A 23,168-nucleotide genomic window follows, 5' to 3' on the forward strand; every position below is an offset into this window, starting at 1 on the left:
GCCTAGCCCCCACCTGCGCGGGCCGCGGCGTTATGCAGCGGCGACGCGCAGGTGATGGCAGCTATGCCTTGACGAAAGCGAGCAGGGTGCCGTTGCCGGCGGCCGGCGGCACGCAGATGCTGCTGCCGCTCTTCACGCCGGTCGCGCCCAGCGCCTTCTCCGTCGCCGCGAAGTCGGCCGCGATCACCAGGCCCGCGCCGCCGCGATCGGGCAGGCCGGCCAGCGATACGCCGGGATAGCGCCTGCCGAGCTGGTCTTTGGTCAGGAACACGAAGTCGGCGCGGTCCCCGCCCGATGGTACGGCGATGGCGCCATCGGCGTCGTTCCTTACCGCGATATCGATCATCTTGGAGAGATGCGCGGCATCGGCGGCCGGCTCCGGCGAGACGATCAACACCTGCTTGAGGCGTTTTGCCCCATTGGCGTGGGTCATCAATTCCGGAATCCACACCGTCTCACGCGTCTTGTGCTGACAGGCGAAGATGCGGACGCCACCGGGCGCTTCCGCGGTCGGCCACTGGAAGGTGCGGAATTTCGCAGACGAGATCGTGCCGTTGGGCAGCGTCACGGGGCGCTCGAAATCGGTCGGGCCGACCGGTGGGTAGCCGCGCGCGCGAATCTCCTCGGCGCCGGCGGCCGAATCCACTGCGGTGAACGCGATCCGCTCGATGCCTTCGCCGCGACTCTCCAGAGAGGCGCGCGCCGGCGCATTGTGTTCGGTCGGCGTCAGCACGCCGAGCAATTCCATGTAATCAGGGTCGAACATGATGGTGTAATTGCCCGATCCCATATGCGCGCTGTGGGTGCCGCGCGGCGACACGGTGAAGCCGAGCCGCTTGTAATTCTCGGCCGCCTTCTCGAGGTCCTTGACCATGACCACGGCGTGGTCGATTCCGATGACGTTCTTGAGTGCCACTTCTTGTCTTCCCGGCTGAAATAAGGGACTCAACCTAACCAGAACGAACACGCGCCCGCAAGAAAGGATCATGATGAGCAGCAATGCCGTACGCTGGCCCAATTCGCTCTGGGCCGCGGCGACGCCGTCCGGCCCCGATTGTCCCGAATTGACCGGTGCACAGCAGGCCGATGTCGTCATCATCGGCGGCGGCCTTACCGGTCTGGCGACCGCGCTGCATCTGCGCGAGGCCAATGTCGATGTCGCGATCGTCGAGGCGGCGGAGCCGGGCTGGGGCGCATCGGGCCGCAACAACGGGCAGGTGATCCCGACGCTGTCGCGGCCGGATCCCGAAGACATCATCGCCAAACATGGCGCGGCCGGCGAGCGTTTCGTCGCGATGCTGCGCGACAGCGCCTCGACGTTGTTCGATATCGTCAAACGGTACAACATCGAGGCCGAGCAGGAGCAGGTTGGCTGGGTGCAGCCGGTGCATTCACCGGGCCGTATCAAGATTGCGGAGCGGCGGGTGCGGCAATGGTCGAAATTCGGCGCGCCGGTCGAATTGCTGTCGCGCGACCAGGCCAGGGAGATGCTCGGCTCGGATGCGTGGTTCGGCGGCTTCTGGAACAGGACCGGCGGCCACATCAATCCGTTGGCGCTCGCGCGGGGTCTCGCGCACACCGTGCTCGGCCTCGGCGCGCGCATCTACGCCCGTTCGCCCGCGCTGAGTTTCGAGCGCCGCGGCGACCGCTGGGTGGTGAAGACGGAGCAGGGCGAAATCTCGGGTCGGGCGCTTGTGGTCGCGACCAACGCCTATAGCGGCGAGTTCGCAAAATCGCTGGTGCCTGACATTGCGCATGAGGTGATGCCGGTGCTGTCCTGGCAGATGGCGACACAGCCGCTATCCGACAATGTCCGCAAGACCATCATCCCGGGCCGGCAGGCGATGTCGGACACCCACGGCGAGCTCTATTTCGCGCGCTACGATGCCCGCAACCGCCTCGTCACCGGCGGCGCGGTGATCGGTCCTGGTGACAAGCCCGCGCGGCTGAAGGCGCGGGTGACCGAGCGGTTGCAGCGGCTGTGGCCGCAGATCGGCGATGTCTCGTTCGATTATGTCTGGAACGGCTATGTCGGCATGACCACCGACTTCCTGCCGCGTATTCATCGGCTCGGACCCAATGCCTATGGCTGGACCGGCTGCAACGGCCGCGCGGTAGCGCTGACGATGCCGCTCGGCCGGGAGCTCGCGAAGGCGGTGCAAGGCGTGCCGGAAAACGAGCTGGCGCTGCCCTTCACCGAGCCGGTCGCGATTCCCGCGCACGGCCTCATGCGCAAGCTCGCGCCGTTGATGCTGCTGGTCTATCGCCGCCGCGATGCGCGGGAGATCGCCTAGACGATCAAAGCATCCCGCTTGCGGGTGAAATCACCGCCGGGAATCGCTGATAGCAGCGCCTGTGTGTAGGGATGTTGCGGATTGCCGAACACCACGGCAGTCGACCCTTGCTCGACCACGGCGCCGTCCTTCATCACGGCAACGAGATCGCAGATCTGCGCCGCGACACGCAAATCATGCGTGATGAAGATGATGGAGAGGCCAAGTTGCTGCCGCAGGTCGGCGAGCAGCTTCAGGACCTGCGCCTGCACCGAGACGTCGAGCGCCGAAACCGGCTCGTCGGCGACCAGCACATCCGGTTTCAGCGCGAGCGCCCGCGCCAGCCCGATGCGCTGGCGCTGGCCGCCGGAGAATTCGTGCGGGAAGCGATCGCCCGCCGACGGATCGAGCCCGACCAATTCGAACAGTTTTCGCGCTTCTGCGATCGCAACCGCGCGATCGGCGCCATGCACGATCGGCCCCTGCGCCACCAGCTCGGCCGTCTTGCGTCGCGGGTTGAGCGAGGCGAACGGATCCTGGAATACCATCTGGATATGGCGGGTTTCGCGGCGAACCTGTTCGCGCGTGAGCTTCGCCCAGTCCTTGCCGTCGAGCAGGATCGCGCCGGCGTCAGGATCGATCAGCCGCACGATGCAGCGCGCGAGCGTCGACTTGCCGGAACCGGATTCGCCGACGATGCCGAGCGTCGCGCCGCGCGGCAGGTGCAGCGAGACGTTCTTCACCGCGTCCGTGACCCGCGCGCCGCGGCCGAGGAAGCCGCCGGTGCGATAGGTCTTCGAGACGTTGTCGATGGTCAGGATGTTTTTGCCGGAGATGATGCGCGGCGGCGGTGCCTTCAGTGGCGGCACGGCCGCAATGAGCTGCTTCGTATAGGCATGCTGCGGATCGTTCAACACCCTGTCGGTCACGCCTTGTTCGACGATCACGCCGTGCTGCATCACCACGACGCGATCGGCGAGCTCGGCGACCACGCCGAAATCATGGGTAATGAACAGCACCGCCGTCTGCTTGCGCCGCTGCAGGTCGCGAATCAGTTTGAGGATTTGCGCCTGCGTCGTGACGTCGAGCGCGGTGGTCGGCTCATCCGCGATCAGCAGTTTCGGGTCGAGCGCCAGCGCCATCGCGATCATGGCACGCTGACGCTGACCGCCGGAGAGTTCGTGCGGATAGGCCTTAGCGGCGGCCTTTGGATCGGGGATGCGGACGTCCTCGAGCAGCGCCAGCACCCGGGCCGCGATCTCGGCCTTTGACAGTTTGGTGTGGATCGAAAACATCTCGCCGATCTGGTCGCCGATAGAGCGCAGCGGGTTGAGCGCCGTCATCGGCTCCTGGAAGATCATCGCAATCCCGGCGCCGCGCACGTCGCGCATCTCGGCAGCGCTCGCTGCGCAGAGATCGCGGCCATTGAACAGCATCCGGCCCTGTTCGATTCTGACCTCGTTCGGGAGCAGCCGCATGATGGCGTTGGCCATCATCGACTTGCCGGAGCCGGACTCGCCGACCACGCAGAGGATTTCATTCGAGGCGATCGACAGCGAGACGTCGGACAGCGCGTGCGGCCGGTCGGCGCCCTTCGGCAGACGCACCGTCAGCCCGTCGAGCGAAAGAACGGGCTGGCTCATCGGCTCTTCAGCCGCGGATTGAGCGCGTCATTCAACCCTTGGCCGACCAGCGACACCGCGAGCACGGTGACGAGGATCGCAACGCCGGGGATCGCTGAGACATACCACTGCACCCGCAGCACGTCGCGGCCGAGCCCGATCAGATTGCCCCAGGAGGCGACGTTCGGATCGGACAGCTTCAGGAAGGCGAGCGCGCTTTCCAGCAGGATCGAGACCGCCATCACCACGCTGGCATAGACGATCACGGGCGGCAGTGCGTTGGGCAGGATTTCGCCGAGGATCAGCTGGATGTCCTTCATGCCGAGCGTCCTGCCGGCCTGCACGAATTCGCGGTTGCGCAGCGACAGGAACTCGGCGCGGGTCAGCCGCGCCGGCGCCGGCCACGACACCACGCCGACTGCGATCGTCACCGTGGTCAGGGTCGAGCCGAACACGGCGACCAGCACCAGCAGCAGCACGAAATTCGGCAAGGTCTGGAACGCCTCGGTGATCCGCATCAGCACATTGTCGACCCAGCCGCCGTAATAGCCGGCGAAGGCGCCGACCAGGATGCCGATCAGGATTGCGATCACGGTTGCGACGCCGCCGATCAGCAGCGAAATCCGCGCGCCGTAGAAAATCTGCGCGGCGATGTCGCGCCCCGAATTGTCGGTGCCGAGCAGGAAGCGCGGGTTGGAGAACGGCCAGACCAGCGGCCGGCCGGCCAGCGCCAGCGGATCGCGCGGATAGAGGAAGCCGGCACTGATTGCCATGGCGATCACGAGCAACAGCAGGACCAGGCCGATGATGGCGGCAGGACTGCGGAAGTAGCGCTTCACGGCGTCCATCGCTAGCCCTCCGCCGCGATGCGGGGGTCGAGCCGCGCGTAGAGCAGGTCGACGACGAAGTTCACGGATATGACGAGTAGTGCGGAGACGAACACAATGCCGAGCAGCGTGTTGAGGTCGCGCTGCACCACCGACTCATAGGCGAGGCGCCCGAGGCCGGGCAGCGAGAACACGCTTTCGACCACGACCGAGCCGCCGAGCATGGTGCCGGCCTGCAGGCCGATCAGCGTCACCATCGGCAGCAGCGCGTTGCGCAGCACGTGACGGGTGATGACACGGGTCTCGTCCAGCCCCTTAGCCCGGGCGGTGCGGACGAAATCGAGGTTCAGGACCTCGAGCATCGAGGCGCGCATGATGCGCAGATAGATCGCAAGGAAGATCAGTCCGAGCGTCAGCGTTGGCAGCAGGAGATGCGCCGCGATGTCGAATACGTGCCAGATGCCGGTCCTGATGGTGCCGATGTCCTCGAAGCCGCCCGGCGGCAGCCACTGCAGATAGACCGAGAACACCACGATCGCCATCAGCCCGAACCAGAACGACGGCGTGGCGTAGAAGACCAGGCCGAGCGTCGAGATCAGCGTATCCGGCCAGCGGTTGACGCCGCGCGCGGCGATCACGCCGAACAACAGTCCGAAGAAGAACGCAAACGACAGCGACGCCGTCATTAAGAGAATAGTCGGCGGCAACCGTTCCAGGATCACGGTCGCGACCGGCTTGCCGTAGATCGAGGAGAAGCCGAGATCGAGCCGCACCAGCCGCCACAGATAATTGGCAAGTTGCGCCGGAACCGAGAGATCGAGCCCGTAGAACTGGCGCAGCTCCTTTGCGGTCGCGGCATCGCCGCCGCCCATCTGCGCCATCAGCGCGTCGACGGTGTCGCCCGGCGCCAGCTGCAGCAGCAGGAACACGCCGATCAGGATCAGGAACAGGGTCGGAATCGAGGCGGCCAGCCGCCGCCCCGCAAGGCTCAGGATACGCATCGGTTATCTATAGCGGTTTCGGATGGAGTGGACACTGGTGTGCGTCGACGCTGGCCTCTTGGTCACCTCGCCCCGCTTGCGGGGAGAGGTCGGAACGCATGCAGCGAAGCGGAATGCGGTCCGGGTGAGGGGGTACAGGTCTATCCGCGCACACGACTCGCGGAGAGAGCCCCTCACCCCGACCCTCTAAGAGCGAGCTTCGCTCGTCTCGACCCCGCAAGAGCGGGGCGAGGGAGAAGGGACCTCAGGCCGAAAGCCAAAGATCGTGCCAGCTTGATGAACCCCAGCGCGGGGTGTTGGAGTGGTTGCGCGCTTTTGCCGTGATCACGGTGACGAAGATCTGCTCGATCGGCATCCAGACCGGCAGCTCGGTGTTCACCTCCTTGACGAACTCGGCATAGAGCGCCTTGCGCTTGACCGGATCGACTTCGGTGGCGGCGTCGTCGATCGTCTTGTCGACGGTGTTGTCTTCCCAACCCCACTGGTTGGTCCATGGCGCACCCTTCGGCTGGCCGGAGCGGTACCACACCGTGGTCGAGACCGCGGGATCGTTGCGGTACTGGTGCCAGCCGGTGGCGAGATCGAAGGCGTGCTCGTCATAGACCTGCTTGAGGAAGCCGCCGCCGTCATTGCGCACGATGTCGACCTGGATGCCGACTTCCGACAGCGACTGCTGGATGAAGGTCGACCACAGCGAGATGTCTTCGCCCCACGGTGCCGGCAACAGCTTTAGCGAGAAGCGATTGCCGCCAGTGGCCTTGAAGCCGGCCTCATCCAGCAGCGCGATCGCCTTGGCCTTGTCGTAGGGGTATTGCGGCGTGTTGGCGCCCGGATAGAAATCGGTCGAGGTCGAGGGGATCGGCCCGGTGCCGAGCTTGGCGAAATCGCCGAGGAAGTTGTCGATGAAGAACGGCACGTTGATCGCATGCGCGATGGCGCGGCGGACCCGGATGTCAGACAGCTCCTTGCGGCGGAAGTTGAACTCGATGGTGTTGGTGCGGGCGTTGCCTTCATTGCCCTTGGTCGTGACGATGAAGCGCTTGTCCTTCGCCAGCCGTCCCATGTCGGAGATGGTGAGTGACGAGAACGGGCTGTAATGCAGTTCGCCGGCCTCCATCTGTGTCGCCGCGGCGGCGCGATCGGTGATCACCTTCCAGACGATGCGGTCGAGATAGGGCGCATTCGGCCGCCAGTAATCCGGATTGCGGTCGGCGATGACATATTGCCCGCGCTCATATTTGACGAATTTGAACGGGCCGGTGCCGACCGGCGCCAGATTGGTCAGGTTCTGCCTGATGTCGCCATTCTCATAGAGATGTTTGGCCGAGATATAACCGAGGTCGGGCAGGGCGCGGAGCAAGAGGTTGAGCGGCATCGGGCGCTCGTAGCGGAAGATCGCGGTTTGCGGATCGGGCGTGTCGACCGCGGTGAGGAACAGCTGCAGCGTCGATCCGTAATTGAGGATCTTCTTCCACATGTTCATGGCGGTGAAGGCGACGTCGTCTGACGTGAACGGCTTGCCGTCGTGCCAGGTGACGCCCTTGCGCAGCTTGAAGGTGACGGTCTTGCCGTCAGGCGCAGCCTCCCAACTCTCGGCGAGCACGCCGACCGGTTGGCCGTTGGCGTCGAGGTCGACCAAATTCTCCTGGATCTTGCCGCCGATGATGTAGACGCCGGTCGAGGCCTGGATGCTGGGGTTAAGCTGACGCTGCTCGGCGGGGTATTGGACGTTGAATACGCCGCCCTTGCGGGGGGTCTCCTGCGCAAAGGCCCGCATCGGATTGATGACGTTGGCCGCGATGGCGGCCGAGGTCAAAAGGGCCGTGCGGCGGTTGATCTCGAGGCGGGTCACGTCCATACGCGGGGTCTCCAAAGCTCACATCGGATGGCCCGCGGGCTGGTCGCGGCGGGCTTTGGCCGATGTTACGATGGAATGGGAACCTGAGTCATTTTCTAATGCCTCGCCCTTTCGGAAGATCATTTCCGAAATCTGAAGTGGCGTCGCAGCTCTCCGCAACTCGAATTGGCCTCCCGCGTTTCCGTGCATTGACGCAGTGCGAAGTGCGCCGTGTGATTCTCTGCGATGCCCTTTGGCAGCCGCTCGGAAGCGTGCAAACCCTGTTATTTTAGGGCTTCTAGGCACCTTGACTTAAAGAAACCCGGGAAAACTCGCTGATTCGGGCGCTGTCCACAGCGATATTGCGGTGTGGAGTGCAGAAAACCCTATTATTCCCGGCGTTTTCCGCCATATCGTGCGCCTTCCAGAATCAATGGAGCAAACATGGCTACCCAATTGTCGAAGTCGCAAGTGATCGAGAAGATCGCGACCACCACCGAACTTTCCAAGCGCGACGTCAAGGGCGTGTTGGACACGCTCGTCGATGTCGGCCACAAGGAGCTGAAGAAGAACGGGGTTTTCCTCGTCCCCGGCTTCGCCAAGTTCGTCGTCGTCAAGAAGCCTGCGACCAAGGCGCGCAAGGGCACCAACCCCTTCACGGGCGAAGAGATGATGTTCAAGGCCAAGCCGGCCAGGAAGATCGTCCGCGCACGGCCGGTCAAGGCCGCCAAGGACGCGGTTTAAGAGTAGAAGGCCTCCGGTGACGGAGGCCTTTTGCTTTTGGGGCCAGCGGTTTCCTGCCGCAGATTGTTTGCCCTCTAGACCACCGGCGATCGGCCGCCATCGACGTTGATGGCGGTGCCGGTGATGTAGGAGCCTTGCTCGGACGCGAGGAAGCAGGCGAGGTTGGCAAACTCCTCCGCCGTGCCGATGCGGCCGAGCGGCGTCCCCTTGGCGAGATTCTTGGCGAACTCGCCGAAATCCATGCCCGGCGACTGCGTCGCGTGGCGCTTCACCCACTGATCGCTCATGATCAGGCCGACCAGCAGCGCATTCACCAGGATATTGTGCTCGCCGCCTTCGTTCGCCATCACCTTGGTCAGCGCCATGCCGGCGGCGCGTGACACCGAGGTCGGCGCGGAGTTGCCGGCCGGCGCCTTCGCAAAGGTGTTGAGCACGTTGATGATGCGGCCCCATTTGCGCTGCTTCATACCGCCCCAGACCAGCCGGCTGAAGCGGATCGCGGCAAACAGCTTCAGATCGAAATCTTCCTGCCAGGCCTCGTCGCTGATGTTCTCGAAGGCCAGCGTGCGCGCCGTGCCGGCGTTGTTGACGAGCACGTCGATCTTGCCGAGATCGGCAACGATCCGGTCGTGGGTTTCGGCGATGGCGGCGGCCTTCGAGACATCGCAGACGTAGTCGCGCACCACCAGCCCGTCTTTTGCCAATGTTTCGCGCGCCGCCGCGAGGTCGGCCGCACCACGGGCGAGGATCGCCACCTTGGCACCGGACTCGGCAAACCGCCGCGCCACCGCGATTCCGATGCCCTTGCTGCCGCCGGTGACCACGGCGACACGGTCGTTCATTGTGAGGTTCATTGTTGTTCTCCCTGGGCATGATCCCGGAGAGAACGTATCAAACCGAAAGCGCGACCAACAAGGTCATGCAGAGCAGGTGTGCTGCGACGATAAGCGAGAGATGGAGCGGGCCGGACATCAGGCGTCTCCGTTGTGGTGTGCGGTTAGGTGAGCGCCTCATCGTCATGGCCGGGCATAGCCGTCCGAAGGACGGCGTCGCTTCCGCTCGCGTATGCCCGGCCATCCACGTCTTGCTGTCCGCGGAACAAAGACGTGGATGCCCGGGACGAGCCCGGGCATGACGAAAACCACGGCGCTAGTTCGAATTGGCCGCGGCGGCTGTGAAGCTGGGGTCGACGGCTTTGCCGACATCGAGCGTCTTGGACAGGATGCCGTACCGGGTTGCGCGATCGGACGCCGCCTGCACCTCTTTCACCACGGCCTCATCGATCGCGATCGGGCTGCCCTTCGCTGCGGTGTAGGCGGCGAGCAGCACGTCCTCCGGCAGTTTGGTCAATTCGGCGGTGTTCTTGGCGTATTGCGGAATATGGTCGAGCGACCACAGCCATGCCTTGTTCAGCCGCTGCACGAGATCCTGCACCGCCGCGCGCTTGGTCGCGATCGCGTTGTCGGAGGCGACGATGAAGGTGATGGTCGGCGTCAGGCCTGCGCCATCGGCGATGACGCGCGCGTCGTCCTTCAGCTTGGCATAGGAGACGTAGGGCTCCCACACCGCCCAGCCGTCGATCGAGCCGGCGAGCAGCGCGATCTTGGCATCGACCGGACCGAGCGGCGCGAACGTTGCATCCTCGACCTTGTAGCCCGACTTCTCCAGCGTGGCATCGATCAGGAACTGGCCCCAGCCGCCACGGGTGCCGGCAAGGCGCTTGCCCTTGAGGTCTGCCGCGGTCTTGATCGGCGAATCCCCGCGCACCAGGATCGCTTGCGTCCGCGCGTCGGACCGCGTGCCGCCGATTGCCTTGATCGGTGCGCCTGCGGCGTAGACCGTGAGGAAGGCGAGATCGCCGGTGTAGCCGACATCGAGCGCGCCGGCGTTGAGCGCTTCGAGGATCGGCGCTGCGGCCGGGAATTCCGCCCACTCGATCTTGTAGGGCAGGTCCTTGGCGAGACCTGAAATCTCCAGCAGCGAGCGGTTGCCGCCCTTCTGGTCGCCGACGCGCAGCACGATCGTGTCAGTGGCGAAGGCCGCGACCGATGTCGACAGGGTGACCGCGGCCGCGATCAGCGCTGCGGCCGTGCGGCGGGTGAGGAAGTGGGGAGAACCCGGGCGGGTCGGTCTGGGCATGTCCATTTTCTTTCTGATTCATTCGCCGCAGCGTGGGAAACGCGTCAGGGCTCGCTCGAGTCTATGATCAACCTGTTCGCCGTCAACGAAACGGAAAACTGAATTCGCGGGTTGCGCAGCAAGGACTCATTCGTCGGAAGGCGCGTTCGTAGAAGGTGTCGTACATGCGGACGAAAAACGCTCAAATGCTGTGCATTCGATGTCGACCGGTTGCGTCGTTCACCCCGACCGCGCTGGAAATCCTTTCATCGTCGCACCATGCGATCGGGGAGATAACGCCTTTCGCGCGCGTTACTTTCGAAATTCCATTTCATTGACGATGACGCTATCGCGCCGCATCATTTGGATGTTGCTGAGGGTGCGGTGGCGCCGGAGAGATCCGATTTTTTCTCGAACATGAGCTTCGAATGGTGGGCGCGCAAACGGACAGGTTCGCGCGATCGGCGAAGCTGTGCCGAAATGCAGGAGTGATGATGTCGACGGATAACAAGAAGACGGTGATGGATCGCCGCACGTTGCTGCGCGCAGGGGCAGCCGCAGCGTTTGCCGCGCCGATCGGGGCCTTTGGCGCGCGGGCTTTCTCGGCGCGCGGTCCGGTGCCGGCGATCGACTTCTCGGAATTCCCGATCTGCAAGACAGCCTCCGATGCGCCGCCGCTATCAGGCGCCCCGCGCAAGCTCAAGCTGTCATGGAATGCCGGCGCGGTGTGCCTCGCGCCGCTGCCGGTCGCGATCGACTATGGCTTCTTCCAGAAGCAGAACCTCGACGTCGAACTCGTCAACTATTCCGGCTCGACCGATCAGCTGCTGGAGGCGATCGCCACCGGCAAGAGCGACGCGGGTCTCGGCATGGCGCTGCGCTGGCTCAAGCCGCTGGAGCAGGGCTTTGACGTCAAGATCGCAGCGGGCACCCATGGCGGCTGCATGCGGGTGCTGACTCGCGGCACTTCCGGTGTCGAGAAGCTCGCCGATCTCAAAGGCAAGGCGGTCGCGGTCGGCGATCTCGCCGGGCCCGACAAGAACTTCTTCTCGATCCAGCTCTCCAAGCTCGGCATCGATCCGGTCAGGGATGTCGACTGGCGCGCCTATCCAGGCAATCTCCTCAATGTCGCGGTCGAGAAGGGCGAGGTCCAGGCCTTCCTGTCATCGGATCCGCTGGCCTATCTCTGGCTCAAGGACCCGCAGTACAAGGAGGTCGCCTCCAACCTCGACGGCGAATACAAGGACAAGAGCTGCTGCATCGTCGGCCTGCGCGGCAGTTTGGTACGGGAAGAACCCCACGTCGCGCGCGCCATCACCCAGGCGCTGCTCGATGCCGCGATGTTCACTTCGCAGAACCCGGACAAGGCCGCGAAATCGTTCCAGCCCTACGCGCCGAAGACGGCGAGCCTCGCTGATCTCGAGGCGATGGCGCGCTACCACACCCATCACCATCACCCGGTCGGCGAGGTGCTGAAGCGCGAGCTGAAGGGTTACGCCGACGACCTGAAATCGGTCTCGGTGTTCAAGCAGAGCACCGATACGGCCAAATTCGCGGAGCGGATCTATGTCGACGTATTCGGTGTCTGACGCGACAGCCGCAGCCGCAGCCGCGCCGCGCGGCTCGGTAAGGCTTGCGAACCTCTCCGGCAGCTACGGTGTCGGCCTTGCGGCGAGCCTCGCCTGGCTCGCCTTCGGGGTGTCATCCCTGTATTGGCCCGATCTCGGCGATTGGTCGCGGACGGACTCGCTCGGCATCGGCGCCATCGTCATCGCGGCCTTCGTGCTGTTCGGCACCTTCGGTGCCGACTATCTCGGCGGCGCAGGTGAGGCGCTGCGCAAGCGCGCGCCGTGGCTGGTCGCGCTCGGCGCGTTCCTGACGCTGTGGGAAGTCGCCACCGCAAAATTCGCCTGGCTGCCGCTGCCGTTCTTCCCGCCGCCGCAGTCGATCCTCGAAGTCTATACCGACGATCTGCCAAAGCTGCTCGACAGCGTGTTCGCTTCGGTCAAGCTGCAGCTCGGCGGCTACATCATTGGGGCTACGGTCGGCTTCCTCACCGGCGTCTCGATCGGCTGGTCGCAGAAGATCGGCTACTGGGTGCATCCGGTGCTGCGTTTCATCGGCCCGCTGCCGGCGACCGCCTGGCTGCCGATCGCCTTCTTCTCCTTTCCGTCGAGCTGGAGCGCCTCGACCTTCCTGATTGCGCTCGCCACCGGCTTTCCGGTGACGGTGCTGACCTGGTCGGGTGTCGCGAGCGTCAGCAGCGCCTATTACGACGTCGCGCGCACGCTCGGCGCCAAGCCGTCGTTCCTGGTGCTGAAGGTCGCGATCCCGGCGGCGCTGCCGCATGTGTTCGTCGGCCTGTTCATGGGGCTCGGCTCGTCGTTTGCCGTGCTCGTCGTCGCCGAGATGATCGGCGTCAAGGCTGGCCTCGGCTGGTATCTGCAATGGGCACAGGGCTGGGCGGCCTATTCCAACATGTACGCCGCGCTGATCGTGATGTCGCTACTCTGCTCCGGCGCGATCACGCTGCTGTTCCGCACCCGCGACCGCTTGCTGGTCTGGCAGAAGGGTGTCGTCAAATGGTAGCGCAGGCCATCGCCCAAGCTACGGCTGAAGCGATCACCTATCCCGCGGTCGGCGCCGCGCTCGACATCGAAGGCGTGAGCCATGCCTTCGACATCGATGGCGCCACGCTGCCGGTGCTCGACAATGTGAACCTGGCGATTGCACCCGGCGAGTTCGTCGCACTGCTCGGCCCGTCCGGTTGCGGCAAGTCGACCCTGCTGCGGCTGGTTGCCGGACTGGAGAAGCCGCGCGCGGGCGCGCTGCGGGAGGATGAGGTCCGCATCACCGGGCCGCATCCCTCGCGGGTCGTCGTGTTCCAGGATCCGACGCTGTTTCCGTGGCGCTCGGTCTGGGACAATGCGGCGCTCGGCCTGGAGGCGCAGGGCATTTTGAAGACGCAGCGGCACCGGGTCGATGCGGTGCTCGAACTGGTCGGCCTGACGTCGTTCCGCAACGCCTATCCGCATCAGCTGTCCGGTGGCATGGCGCAACGGGTGGCGCTGGCGCGTGCGTTAGTCAACGATCCGAAAATCCTTGTGCTCGATGAGCCGCTCGGCAAGCTTGATTCGCTGACGCGGATCTCGATGCAGGCCGAACTCGTGGCGCTGTGGCAGCGCAAGGGCTTTACCACGCTGCTGGTCACCCACGACGTCGAGGAGGCGTTGGTGCTCGCCAACCGGGTCATCGTGCTCTCGGATCGCCCGGCGCGCATCACGGCCGATATCGCCGTTGATCGGCCCTATCCGCGGCATCGCGGCGATCCCTATCTCGCCGGCCTGCGCAAGCAGATCCTCGGCCTGCTCGGACTGGAGGCAACATGGTGACGACAGCCGCTAAGGAACTGCCGCACGCGAGTGAGCCCGAGCACATTATGCGCGCCCTGCAACTCGCCGATGTCTTCGCCGCGCGTGCGCCCGCGCATGACCGCGACGCCAGCTTCCCCTTCGAAAATTTCGCTGACCTCTCGCGCGAGGGGCTGCTGGCGCTGACCGTGCCGGCAGCGCTCGGCGGGGGCGGGGCGGGCGCCCGCGAGGCCGCGCGCGTCCTCGGCATCGTCGGCAAGGCCGATCCGTCGACGGCCCTGGTGCTGTCGATGCATTACATTCAGCATTTGGTGATGGCCCGCAGCACGCGCTGGCCCGGCCGTCTGTCGCGCAAGCTTGCGAAGGAGACGGTCGAGGGCGTGGCGCTGATCAACGCATTGCGGGTCGAGCCCGAGCTCGGTTCGCCGGCGCGCGGTGGGCTGCCGGCGACGATAGCGCGGCGCACCGAGACCGGGTGGCGGCTGAGCGGCAAGAAGATCTATTCGACCGGCGCGCCGATCCTGAAATGGTACACGGTCTGGGCCAAGACCGACGAAGCCGAGACGCGTGTCGGACTGTTTCTGGTCCCAGCCGGATTGCCGGGAACGCAGATCGTCGAGACCTGGGATCACCTCGGCCTGCGCGCCAGCGGCAGCCATACCGTGACCTTCGACGACGTCGTGTTTCCACTGGATTACGAGATCGACGTCCGCAAGCCCGACGACTGGAAGGTTCCCGATTTCGTGCATAGCGTCGTGCACACCATCTTCGTGGCCGCGATCTATGACGGGATCGCCCGCGCGGCGCGCGACTGGCTGGTCAAATTCCTGAGGGAGCGGGTGCCGGCCAATCTCGGCGCGCCACTGGCGACGCTGCCGCGCGTCCAGGAGGTGGTCGGCGGTATCGAGACGCGGCTGGCCGTCAATGCGCGGCTGATCGACAGCTTTGCCACCGATTTCGATAACGGCTTCCAGCTCTCTCCAAACGAGTCTAACATCATCAAGCTGACGGTGACCAATAACGCCGTCAAAGTGGTGGAGGATGCCTTGTCGCTGACCAGCAATCACGGCCTGTCGCGAACCAATCCGCTGGAGCGGCATTACCGCGACGTGCTGTGCGGCCGCGTCCATACCCCGCAGGACGACGCCACCCGTGTCTCCGCCGGACGCCTTGCGCTGGGCGTCTGATAATAACAGTCAACGAAACCGGAGTTTCTGCCATGTCCGTCGAGTTCATCGGCTTCATCGCCAACAGCAATTCTTCCGAGACCGTCGTGCGTTCCGGCCCGGTGCTCGATCCGCCCTTTATCGAGACCGTCGCGAAAGCCCATGAGCTCGCGGGCTTCGACCGTGCGCTGCTGGCGTTCCATTCGACCACGCCCGACGCGCTGCAGGTCGCGCAGCACGTGCTGACCATCACCAAATCGCTGAAGGTGATGATTGCGCAGCGTCCGGGCTTCACCGCGCCGACGCTGCTGGCGCGCCAGCTTGCGACGCTGGACCAGTTCTATGGCGGTCGCGTCTCGCTCCACGTCATCACCGGCGGCAATGCCATCGAGCTGCGCCAGGACGGCAACACGCTCGACGACAAGGACGAGCGCTACGCCCGCACCGACGAATTCCTCGATGTCGTCAGGCTGGAATGGACCAGCGAGAAGCCGTTCAACTACACCGGCAAATATTACAACGTCGAGAACGGCTTCTCGACGGTCAAGCCGCTGCAAAAGGGCGGTGTTTACACCTTTGTCGGCGGCGGCTCGGACGCGGCGATCGAGGTCGCGGGCAAGCACGCTGACACTTTCGCGTTGTGGGGAGAATCCTACGCGCAGGTGCGCGATGTCACCGCGCGGGTTCGGGCGGCTGCCGCAAAACATGGCCGGCCAACGCCGCGCTTCAGCCTGTCGGTGCGGCCGATTCTTGCCGACACCGAGGAGAAGGCGTGGAAGAAGGCCGACGATATCCTCGAACGCGCCACCGCGTTGCAGGACCAGACAGGCTACCGCCGGCCCAACCACGCTACCGATGGCGCCAAGCGGCTGCTCGCGCTGGCCGACCAGGGCACGCGTATCGACAAGCGGCTGTGGACCGAGATCGCCAAGCTCACCGGCGCCAACAGTAACACCACAGCGCTGGTCGGTACGCCCGAGCAGGTCGCCGAGGTGTTCGGCGACTATTACGACCTCGGCGTCAGCCACTTCCTGATCCGCGGCTTCGATCCGCTGGTCGATGCCATCGAGTATGGCCGCGAGCTGATCCCGCTGACCCGCAAGCTGATCGCTGCGCGTGACGAGCAGCGTGGGATTGCTGCCGAATGATCCGTCTCATTGTCGCGGCGGCGCTTGCATTCGCCGCCATCGACGTTGCCGCCGCGCAGACCACATTGCGCGTCGGCGACCAGAAGGGCAATTCGCAGGCCGCGATGGAAGCAGCCGGCATGCTCAAGGACGTCCCTTACAAGATCGAGTGGAAGGAGTTCGCCGCGGCGGCGCCGCTGCTGGAGGCGCTGGGCGCGGGTGCGATCGACACCGGGCTGGTCGGAGACGCGCCCTTCACCTTTGCCGCCGCCGCCAATGTCCCGGTCAAGGCGATCGCTGCCGTCAGGCAGTCGGGTGAGGGGCTCGCGATCGTGGTGCCGGAGAAGTCCGCGATCAAGAGTTTCGACGATCTGCGCGGCAAGAAGATCGCGACCGGCCGCGGTTCGATCGGCCATCAGCTGATCCTCGCCGCGCTGGAATCCAAGGGATGGCAGGCCAGCGACGTGCAGATCGTGTACCTCGCGCCGTCCGATGCCAAGGTCGCCTATTCGCAAGGCTCGGTCGACGCCTGGTCGACCTGGGAGCCCTATGTCAGCCAGGAAGAAGTGCTGTTCAAGTCGCGCCGCGTCATCACGGCCGAGGGCATCACGCCCGGCATCGGTTTCCAGGTGGCGACACCTGATGCGATCAAGGACAAGCGCGCGGAGCTTGAGGATTTCGTGCGCCGGCTCGCCGCCGCGCGCGCCTGGTCGCAGAACAATGTCGGGAGCTACGCCGCGACCTGGGGCAGGCTGATGAACATCCCAACGGCGGTGCCGCTGAATTGGTTGGCGCGGGCAAAAATCCGCATCGTTCCGATCGACGATGGTGTGGTGGCCGACGAGCAGAAGACCATCGATCTCTACGACCGCTCGGGCCTGATCCGGCAGAAGGTCAACGCCGCCGATATCGTTGACCGGTCGTTTGCCGACGCGGTCGTCAAGGGCGCGGGGCTTTAGCGCGGCCGCATAGGCGGTGCGCTCCCTCCCCCGCAAGCGGGAGAGGTGAAGACAACCCTCGCCGCTAACGAATCCGTGATCTCAGGATATCCGTTCGACGGGCGAGTGGTGCCCAGCAAGAATTTTCCCCGTTCCTTGCCTTGCGAAACCGCAACGTTGCTATTTTCTCCGCGCCCTTGCCGGCTCCTCCCGCACCGCCAAAATCAAACAGCACCAACAATCGAGTCCGGGAGATCACCATGGGCCTTCAAGAAACTCGCATCGGGTCGCTGCCTTTCGTTACCGCTGAACTCAACTACCTCGCGCCAACGCCGGGCAAGCCGCGCACCTACGCCTTCGATCCGCCACCCGGCGAACCCAGATCGACCGCGCTGCCCGAACCCCACAACGTCCTGATCTTCGACGGTCGCCTGATCGCCAACAATTTCTCGCTCGATCGCGAGGGCTTTGCGCTGGTCAGGCACCCGACCGCCGTCAAGGATTTCTACGACGACAATGAAGTTCGCAACGTCTACTATCCGGCCGTCGAAGCCTTCCTGAAGGCGACGCTGAAGGCCGACCGCGTCCTCATCTTCGATCACACCGTGCGCAAGCGTGTCGACGGCGCCGCCGATCTCCGTGGCGTCGGGCCGCGCCAGCCGGCGACCCGTGTCCATGTCGACCAGACCGACATCTCCGGCCGCAACCGCGTGTTCGAGCACCTTCCTGACGAGGCCGAGGAGCTGGTGAAGGGCCGCGTCCAGGTGATCAATCTGTGGCGGCCGATCCGCGGGCCGTTGCGCGATTCACCGCTCGCGATGGCCGACGGCACGACAATTGAGCCCGGCGATCTCGTCGCCTCCGACCTGATCTATCCGAACCGCAGCGGCGAGACCTATTCGGTGAAGTACAACCCGAACCATCGCTGGTTCTACATCCCCGAGATGACGCCGGACGAGGCGATCCTGCTGAAATGCTACGACTCGGCAACCGACGGACGTACGCGGTTTGGCCCGCACACGGCGTTCATCGATCCGACGACGCCTGCGGATGCGGCGCCGCGCGAAAGCATCGAGCTCAGGACGCTGGTATTTCACAAGGCTTGAGGTTACCTCGCCCCGCTTGCGGGGAGAGGTCGGATCGCCTCGAAGAGGCGATCCGAGTGAGGGGGTACAGGTCCAACCTCCCTCGCAACTCGCGGAGGCAGCCCCTCACCCAACCCTCTAAGAGCGAGCTTCGCTCGTCTCGACCCCGTGAAGAACGGGGAGAGGGCTGCCAGATTGGCACCATCAGCCCAATAATGTTACGCCGACCACAAAGCGCTCAGGGAAGTGACGATTCGTGGACGGCGGAACGGCGACTGAAGACACGGGGATCAATCTCCGTACACTGATTTTTGCGCTGCTGGCATTGGCCTGCGGCCATATGCTGTCGACGCTGCTGCGGACGATCCCGGCGATCAGCCTCGACCTGATGGCGCATGATTTCGGCACCTCGCCGCAGGCGCTGGCGAGCCTCACCTCGATCTATCACTTCTCTTTTGCCGCGGCCCAGGTTCCGGTCGGCGCCGCGCTGGACCGCTTCGGCGTACGGCCGGTGTCGCTGAGCCTGTTGGCCGGGACCGTGGTCGGAACGCTGGTCTCGGGGCTTGCGGTCGGGCCGGCGAGCTTCGTGCTCGGTCAGTTTCTGCTCGGCGTCGCCACTTCGGGCATGTTGATGTGCCCGATGACGCTCGCGGCCAAGCAGATGTCGGCGGCGAAGTTCGGCCTGTGGTCCGGCATGATCCTGTCGATCGGCAATATCGGCATGCTGCTGTCGTCGAGCCCGCTCGCGTTCGTCGTCGACCAGTTCGGCTGGCGCGCCGGCTTCTGGATCTCGGCCGGATTCGGTGTTGCGGTGCTGATCGCCGTGTTCGCGCTGGTGCCGCGGCAGCCGGCCGCACATGCGGACGAGTCCTCACCTCTGCAGCAGATGACCGAGGTGTTGCGGCTCGGCCTGTCGCGTGGCCTGCGCGGGTTGATCGCGCTGTCGATGGTGTCGCTTGGCGCTTCGCTGGCGTTGCGCGGATTGTGGGGCGGGCCATGGCTGATGGATGTGAAAGGCCTCAGCCGCATCGAGGCCGGCAATTTGCTCGGCCTGTTCACGCTGGCGATGATCGCGGGGCCAATCTGCATCGGCGCCTTCGATCGCAAATTCGGGCATCGCCGCACCGTTGTGGCGGCCGCGCACGCGCTTGCCGCGCTGCTGCTTGCGCTGATGGCGGCCGGCGCGCCGCATCTTCCGGTCTCCAACCTGTTCGGCGTCGCCGTGATGCCGCGGCAATATGATCTCGTGCTGCTGATCCTGATCGGGCTCACGACCTCGGCGCAGCCGCTGATCTTCGGCATGACGCGGCAGCTGGTCGACGCGCAGAACACCGGTAAGGCACTTTCCGCGGTCAATCTCGCCTTTTTCCTCGGCACGGCCTTGATGCAATCAATCACTGCCGGCGTCGCGGCGCTGTTCGGACTGCCGGCGGTGTTGTTGTTCATGGCGGTCGCGCTGGTGATCGGGACCGTGCTGTTTCTGATCTACACCAAGGCGTAGAGCATGATCCGGAAAAGTGTGTAGCGGTTTTCCGAAGAGATCATGCTCAAACAAGAATCTAGATCGTCTGCACCTGTTTGCGAACTTCGTTGGCAAGCGGTCTCAGCGATCCGGCTGCAGGTGGTCCCACGAGGCTATAGCCGACGCCATCGTCGGCCCAGGAGAAGCCGGCGACGCCGTCGCCTGACAGCGGCGCCATCGGCGCGTTCTGATCTGACGTCATCGGACGCGTCAGGACGACAAGCCGATCGCCCCGATCGTCGTCATACATGAACATCGCCGCGGGACCGTGCGCGGTCGGCACCACGCGTCCGCCCATGAAGCGATACCCTGACCTCGTCAGGTCAGGCAATTTGACCGGCCGACGCAGCCGGCTGGAGACCCAATCAGCGAGTTCGGTGTTGTCACGCAGCTCGACCGGCCGGGTGCGATCGGAGGCATAGACATTGTAGGACGCACTTGCCTCCTGGGCGAGCGCGGCAAGTCCGCCCGCCGGTATCGATGTCGCGCCACGGATCACCCATCCACCGAGACCGCCGATCGAGAGCAGCAGCATCGCCGCGATTGCCCAGCGGAACGACGAGGGGCGGCGGCGCCGGTTCTCGATCATCCTTGCAAGATTGAGCTGCGGCGGCAGCGGCTCCTCCGCAATCGGTGCCAGCGCCGAGCGCAACCAGGAGCGCTGGTCCGAGAAAGCAGCGATACGCTTTGCCACATCGGGATGGTTCTCCAGATAGGCGGCGACCTCGGCCTCGCGTTCGGGCTCGAGGGCATGATCGACATAGCCGTGCAGATCGTCTTCCGTGATGGGGCGATTGCTCATGGGTTGCTCCGCAACCGCACGACGTTCCCTATTGGGTTGTCCGCGGGCTTCTCGATTTCCTGCTGCAACCGCTCGCGGGCGCGAGACAGTCGCGACATGACGGTGCCGACGGGAATGTTGAGCACTTTGGCGGCCTCCGCATAGGTCAGGTCTTCGACGGCGATCAGCAGCAGTACGGCGCGTTGCTCGTCGGGAAGCCTGGCGAGTTTTCCGAGCGCTTCCTGATAGATCATCGTCTGTTCCTGCACTGCGTTCTGTCCGATCTCGTGCTCGTTCGCCTCGTCGATAGTGACGTGTTGGCCGCGCGTCGCCGTGCGACGAAACTGGGTGACGGCCAGATTGTGCAGGATCGCGAACAGCCAGGACCGGAGATTGCCGTCCTCGCGGCGCTGATCCCAGCGACTGACGGCGCGCTCCAGGCAGTCCTGCACCAGATCGTCGGCCGCCGCGTGGTTGCGGACCAGCGCGCGCGCATAGCGGCGCAACGCTGGAATCAACGGCTCGATCTGGCGCAGCATGTCGCTCACGGCGTCTGGACCTGCACCGCCGCGCCGAACTTCGACGGCTCGCCGGGGGCAATGACGAGGTAGCGCCGTTCGGCCTTGGTCGCGCTTTGCACGATCTGCCTGATCGGCCCTGTCGCGTCGACGATCGCGGAGCCCGCAGGGTTGGTCATGAAGGCTGCCAGCGGCTGCACCGTGCCACTGCCGTCGGCCTTGTCGGCCAGCGCAAGGACATAACGCTGCTTCGGCTCAAGGCCGGTGACGGAGGCCTGCAGAACCTGGATCAAGCCCTGATCGAACAGGGACACGCTGGTCGGCGGCTTGTCGCCCTTGGCCGCCTTCTTCGGTGCGAGCATGAGGTGGGCGACCTGACCGGCGACGCCGAGGGGTTGCAGGTTCGCCCGGTCGTCCGGATTGGGCGCGGCCTCCGGCACATAGGCGATCGCCTGCGGCGCCTGGCCGATCGGGATGTTGGCAATCACTCTGTTGGTCGCGGTGTCGATCGCGGCGAGCGCGTCGCCATTCTCCAGCCCGACATAGATCCGCGTGCCGTCGCCGGACGGCCAGATGCCATGCGGCAGGTTGCCCACGGGAATGGTGGTTACTTGCGAGAAGTCGTCGGTCCTGAAAACCTTGACCTCGTTGGTGCCGCCGATCGTGACGTAGGCGAAGGTCCCCTTGGGAGTCCTGGCGAAATTGACGTGGTTGGTAATCGGGCCGGTGTCGATCGTCTTGATCGGGTTGAATGGCGGCTTGGCGTTGAACACCTGGGTCTTGCCGATATCCTTCAGCGTGAACCACACCTGCTCGCCATCGGGCGTCGCCGCGATGTTCGGGCAGAACGGGCTCTCCTGCTTCACTTTCGCAATGATCTGATGATCGGCGACCGAGACCACATCGACTTCCGGATTGAACGAGGAGCAGATGTAGCCGTATTTTCCGTCGGGAGAGAAGATCTGCATACCGGGGCCGGGCGGCACCTCGATGCGCATCGTTTCCTTGAAACTCGCGGCGTCGATCACCGAGATGTAGTTCTCGCCGCGCACGGTGACCCAGATCTCCTTGCCATCGGGCGTGAAGAAGGCCTCATGTGGCGAACGTCCGACATAGGTGACGTGCTTGACTGAATTTGTCGTCGTGTCGATGAAGGTCACCGAGTTCGAGCCGATCGAGACGACCGCAAGGGTGTGGTGGTCGGGCGAATAGCCCATGCCGTGGACCAGCACCTGTCCCTTGTAGAGCGGACTGAAATTGCCGGGCTGCGGATCGCCCAGCCTGATGACGCCGAGCAGCTTGTTGTCGACGGGATCGGTGACGGACACGGTGTTGGAGAATTGCTCGGCCGCATAGACGCGGTCGTGATGGCTGATCGGAATATCGGATGAGGCGGCCGCGCCGGGCGCCTGGCCAGCGAAGGCGGATGTCGATATCGCGATCACGGTCGTGGCCAGCAGGCCCTTCAGAAATTGGCTATTCATCACTTGGTCTCCGGCATCTTCATGTCGTGGGACATGTTCATGTGATCTTGAGTGGCGACAGCTGGATTGGCTTGCGTCGGGGCGGGCGCGGATGCCGTGACCTGTTCGCCGATCGCGAGCTTCATCGCCGCGATCTCCTGCATCTGGTCGACGATGATCTCCTGCGCGATGCGGCGGAGCTGCTCGTTCTTGCCGTAACGGAGCTCGATCACGGCCATGTCGATCGCACCCTGATGATGTGGCGTCATCATCGCGACGAAGTCGCGGTCGATGTCGCCGCTCGGCTTGGCGGCCATGTCGTTCATCATCCTGGTCATCGCGGTATCGTTCTCGGCGAGGAACGCCTTTTCATCGGCCGCCTGGGCCGGCTGATGCGCGTCTTGTGCTGATACCACCGGGGAGACGGCAAGGACGAACAGGACACGCATGCCGAGCAGCGCGGCATTGATGCCGGGTCTGAAAAGTCGCGGGATCATCACGTGCACCCTCATTATCCGGGATTTCAGCGCGATACGGCTTCGGCCGGTCCGCGCGAGCCGTTTTGCCTGAGCAATTGGCTTGTAGGCGTGGGACGCAGAGCAGGAAGTTCTATTCCGAAGGCCGCCGATTTTACCGATCACGACTTGCTGATCGATCGACCGCCCCAAGCCGAGGCGCCGGTTTGCGATCCGGAAACCTCTGGGTATAAGGAGTGAATTCAGGTTCCGATCGTCCGGTTCCCTGACCTCCATTCGCGCATCCCGTGCGCCAACAA

21 protein-coding genes are annotated in these 23,168 nt (G+C 64.6%); 10 read left to right on the forward strand and 11 right to left on the reverse strand.

Annotated elements, in window-relative coordinates:
- Positions 1-61: 61 nt before the first annotated feature.
- Positions 62-916 (reverse strand): VOC family protein, encoded by an 855-nt coding sequence (locus tag UP09_RS12060; RefSeq protein WP_044538381.1) that lies wholly within the window; start codon positions 914-916, stop codon positions 62-64.
- A 73-nt stretch (positions 917-989) separates the two neighbouring features.
- Here UP09_RS12060 and UP09_RS12065 point away from each other — a divergent pair, with 73 nt between their 5' ends.
- The gene (locus UP09_RS12065; RefSeq protein ID WP_044538500.1) at positions 990-2,294 is read left to right on the forward strand and encodes an NAD(P)/FAD-dependent oxidoreductase; all 1,305 of its coding nucleotides are present in this window, start codon (positions 990-992) and stop codon (positions 2,292-2,294) included.
- Here UP09_RS12065 and UP09_RS12070 read toward each other — a convergent pair.
- The 4 genes from UP09_RS12070 to UP09_RS12085 all read right to left on the reverse strand — a co-directional run bounded on the left by UP09_RS12070 (position 2,291) and on the right by UP09_RS12085 (position 7,581).
- Positions 2,291-3,916: an ABC transporter ATP-binding protein gene (locus UP09_RS12070; RefSeq protein WP_044538382.1), complete on the reverse strand. Its 1,626-nt coding sequence runs from the start codon at positions 3,914-3,916 to the stop codon at positions 2,291-2,293. The genes UP09_RS12065 and UP09_RS12070 overlap by 4 nt on opposite strands.
- Complete coding sequence (locus tag UP09_RS12075) at positions 3,913-4,743, reverse strand: ABC transporter permease (RefSeq protein ID WP_044538383.1); 831 nt, start codon at positions 4,741-4,743, stop codon at positions 3,913-3,915. Before UP09_RS12075 ends, UP09_RS12070 begins: the two co-directional genes overlap by 4 nt.
- Before the next feature lie 2 nt (positions 4,744-4,745).
- The gene (locus UP09_RS12080; RefSeq protein ID WP_044538384.1) at positions 4,746-5,723 is read right to left on the reverse strand and encodes an ABC transporter permease; all 978 of its coding nucleotides are present in this window, start codon (positions 5,721-5,723) and stop codon (positions 4,746-4,748) included.
- Between the two features lie 244 nt (positions 5,724-5,967).
- Complete coding sequence (locus UP09_RS12085; RefSeq protein WP_044538385.1) at positions 5,968-7,581, reverse strand: ABC transporter substrate-binding protein; 1,614 nt, start codon at positions 7,579-7,581, stop codon at positions 5,968-5,970.
- Positions 7,582-8,004: 423 nt separating this feature from the next.
- Here UP09_RS12085 and UP09_RS12090 point away from each other — a divergent pair, with 423 nt between their 5' ends.
- On the forward strand, positions 8,005-8,304 hold the full coding sequence (locus tag UP09_RS12090) for an HU family DNA-binding protein (protein WP_044538386.1): 300 nt from the start codon (positions 8,005-8,007) through the stop codon (positions 8,302-8,304).
- A gap of 74 nt (positions 8,305-8,378) precedes the next feature.
- Here UP09_RS12090 and UP09_RS12095 read toward each other — a convergent pair whose 3' ends face one another.
- Together UP09_RS12095 and UP09_RS12100 are read right to left on the reverse strand one after the other, a co-directional pair.
- A complete protein-coding gene (locus UP09_RS12095) occupies positions 8,379-9,158 on the reverse strand; it encodes an SDR family oxidoreductase (protein ID WP_044538387.1) in 780 nt (259 codons plus the stop codon).
- Between the two features lie 295 nt (positions 9,159-9,453).
- Positions 9,454-10,443, reverse strand: a complete 990-nt coding sequence (locus UP09_RS12100; RefSeq protein ID WP_044538501.1) for an ABC transporter substrate-binding protein — start codon at positions 10,441-10,443, stop codon at positions 9,454-9,456.
- 470 nt (positions 10,444-10,913) lie between these two features.
- On the opposite strand from UP09_RS12100, the gene UP09_RS12105 reads away from it, so the two are divergent.
- The 8 genes from UP09_RS12105 to UP09_RS12140 all read left to right on the forward strand — a co-directional run bounded on the left by UP09_RS12105 (position 10,914) and on the right by UP09_RS12140 (position 19,610).
- A complete protein-coding gene (locus tag UP09_RS12105) occupies positions 10,914-12,011 on the forward strand; it encodes an ABC transporter substrate-binding protein (RefSeq protein ID WP_502689042.1) in 1,098 nt (365 codons plus the stop codon).
- Positions 11,989-13,011 (forward strand): ABC transporter permease, encoded by a 1,023-nt coding sequence (locus UP09_RS12110; RefSeq protein ID WP_044538388.1) that lies wholly within the window; start codon positions 11,989-11,991, stop codon positions 13,009-13,011. The genes UP09_RS12105 and UP09_RS12110 overlap by 23 nt, the downstream gene beginning before the upstream one ends.
- Positions 13,005-13,814, forward strand: coding sequence for an ABC transporter ATP-binding protein (locus UP09_RS12115; RefSeq protein WP_044538390.1), 810 nt, complete (start codon positions 13,005-13,007; stop codon positions 13,812-13,814). The genes UP09_RS12110 and UP09_RS12115 overlap by 7 nt, the downstream gene beginning before the upstream one ends.
- Entirely contained in the window at positions 13,808-14,980 is a 1,173-nt protein-coding gene (locus tag UP09_RS12120; protein WP_044538391.1) for an acyl-CoA dehydrogenase family protein, read from the forward strand. Before UP09_RS12115 ends, UP09_RS12120 begins: the two co-directional genes overlap by 7 nt.
- Before the next feature lie 32 nt (positions 14,981-15,012).
- Positions 15,013-16,107 (forward strand): LLM class flavin-dependent oxidoreductase, encoded by a 1,095-nt coding sequence (locus UP09_RS12125; RefSeq protein WP_044538392.1) that lies wholly within the window; start codon positions 15,013-15,015, stop codon positions 16,105-16,107.
- The gene (locus UP09_RS12130; protein WP_044538393.1) at positions 16,104-17,045 is read left to right on the forward strand and encodes an ABC transporter substrate-binding protein; all 942 of its coding nucleotides are present in this window, start codon (positions 16,104-16,106) and stop codon (positions 17,043-17,045) included. Before UP09_RS12125 ends, UP09_RS12130 begins: the two co-directional genes overlap by 4 nt.
- A 239-nt stretch (positions 17,046-17,284) precedes the next feature.
- The gene (locus UP09_RS12135) at positions 17,285-18,130 is read left to right on the forward strand and encodes a CmcJ/NvfI family oxidoreductase (RefSeq protein ID WP_044538394.1); all 846 of its coding nucleotides are present in this window, start codon (positions 17,285-17,287) and stop codon (positions 18,128-18,130) included.
- A 235-nt stretch (positions 18,131-18,365) separates the two neighbouring features.
- Complete coding sequence (locus UP09_RS12140) at positions 18,366-19,610, forward strand: MFS transporter (protein ID WP_044538395.1); 1,245 nt, start codon at positions 18,366-18,368, stop codon at positions 19,608-19,610.
- Positions 19,611-19,668: 58 nt separating this feature from the next.
- On the opposite strand, the gene UP09_RS12145 is transcribed toward UP09_RS12140, so the two are convergent.
- The 4 genes from UP09_RS12145 to UP09_RS12160 are packed head-to-tail and all read right to left on the reverse strand — an operon-like array spanning position 19,669 to position 22,842.
- A complete protein-coding gene (locus UP09_RS12145; RefSeq protein ID WP_044538396.1) occupies positions 19,669-20,433 on the reverse strand; it encodes an anti-sigma factor family protein in 765 nt (254 codons plus the stop codon).
- A complete protein-coding gene (locus UP09_RS12150) occupies positions 20,430-20,960 on the reverse strand; it encodes an RNA polymerase sigma factor (RefSeq protein WP_044538397.1) in 531 nt (176 codons plus the stop codon). The genes UP09_RS12145 and UP09_RS12150 overlap by 4 nt, the downstream gene beginning before the upstream one ends.
- A complete protein-coding gene (locus UP09_RS12155; protein ID WP_044538398.1) occupies positions 20,957-22,414 on the reverse strand; it encodes a YncE family protein in 1,458 nt (485 codons plus the stop codon). Before UP09_RS12155 ends, UP09_RS12150 begins: the two co-directional genes overlap by 4 nt.
- Entirely contained in the window at positions 22,414-22,842 is a 429-nt protein-coding gene (locus UP09_RS12160; protein ID WP_502689045.1) for a DUF305 domain-containing protein, read from the reverse strand. Before UP09_RS12160 ends, UP09_RS12155 begins: the two co-directional genes overlap by 1 nt.
- Between the last annotated feature and the right edge of the window lie 326 nt (positions 22,843-23,168).

This window comes from Bradyrhizobium sp. LTSP885, assembly GCF_000938305.1.
Lineage (GTDB): Bacteria > Pseudomonadota > Alphaproteobacteria > Rhizobiales > Xanthobacteraceae > Bradyrhizobium.

Coding starts and splice junctions, on each gene's coding strand:
- UP09_RS12065 (WP_044538500.1), top strand. CDS start 990: ATGAGCAGCAATGCCGTACGCTGGCCCAATTCGCTCTGGGCCGCGGCG.
- UP09_RS12070 (WP_044538382.1), bottom strand. CDS start 3,916: ATGAGCCAGCCCGTTCTTTCGCTCGACGGGCTGACGGTGCGTCTGCCG.
- UP09_RS12075 (WP_044538383.1), bottom strand. CDS start 4,743: ATGGACGCCGTGAAGCGCTACTTCCGCAGTCCTGCCGCCATCATCGGC.
- UP09_RS12080 (WP_044538384.1), bottom strand. CDS start 5,723: ATGCGTATCCTGAGCCTTGCGGGGCGGCGGCTGGCCGCCTCGATTCCG.
- UP09_RS12085 (WP_044538385.1), bottom strand. CDS start 7,581: ATGGACGTGACCCGCCTCGAGATCAACCGCCGCACGGCCCTTTTGACC.
- UP09_RS12090 (WP_044538386.1), top strand. CDS start 8,005: ATGGCTACCCAATTGTCGAAGTCGCAAGTGATCGAGAAGATCGCGACC.
- UP09_RS12095 (WP_044538387.1), bottom strand. CDS start 9,158: ATGAACCTCACAATGAACGACCGTGTCGCCGTGGTCACCGGCGGCAGC.
- UP09_RS12100 (WP_044538501.1), bottom strand. CDS start 10,443: ATGCCCAGACCGACCCGCCCGGGTTCTCCCCACTTCCTCACCCGCCGC.
- UP09_RS12105 (WP_502689042.1), top strand. CDS start 10,914: ATGATGTCGACGGATAACAAGAAGACGGTGATGGATCGCCGCACGTTG.
- UP09_RS12110 (WP_044538388.1), top strand. CDS start 11,989: ATGTCGACGTATTCGGTGTCTGACGCGACAGCCGCAGCCGCAGCCGCG.
- UP09_RS12115 (WP_044538390.1), top strand. CDS start 13,005: ATGGTAGCGCAGGCCATCGCCCAAGCTACGGCTGAAGCGATCACCTAT.
- UP09_RS12120 (WP_044538391.1), top strand. CDS start 13,808: ATGGTGACGACAGCCGCTAAGGAACTGCCGCACGCGAGTGAGCCCGAG.
- UP09_RS12125 (WP_044538392.1), top strand. CDS start 15,013: ATGTCCGTCGAGTTCATCGGCTTCATCGCCAACAGCAATTCTTCCGAG.
- UP09_RS12130 (WP_044538393.1), top strand. CDS start 16,104: ATGATCCGTCTCATTGTCGCGGCGGCGCTTGCATTCGCCGCCATCGAC.
- UP09_RS12135 (WP_044538394.1), top strand. CDS start 17,285: ATGGGCCTTCAAGAAACTCGCATCGGGTCGCTGCCTTTCGTTACCGCT.
- UP09_RS12145 (WP_044538396.1), bottom strand. CDS start 20,433: ATGAGCAATCGCCCCATCACGGAAGACGATCTGCACGGCTATGTCGAT.
- UP09_RS12155 (WP_044538398.1), bottom strand. CDS start 22,414: ATGAATAGCCAATTTCTGAAGGGCCTGCTGGCCACGACCGTGATCGCG.
- UP09_RS12160 (WP_502689045.1), bottom strand. CDS start 22,842: ATGCGTGTCCTGTTCGTCCTTGCCGTCTCCCCGGTGGTATCAGCACAA.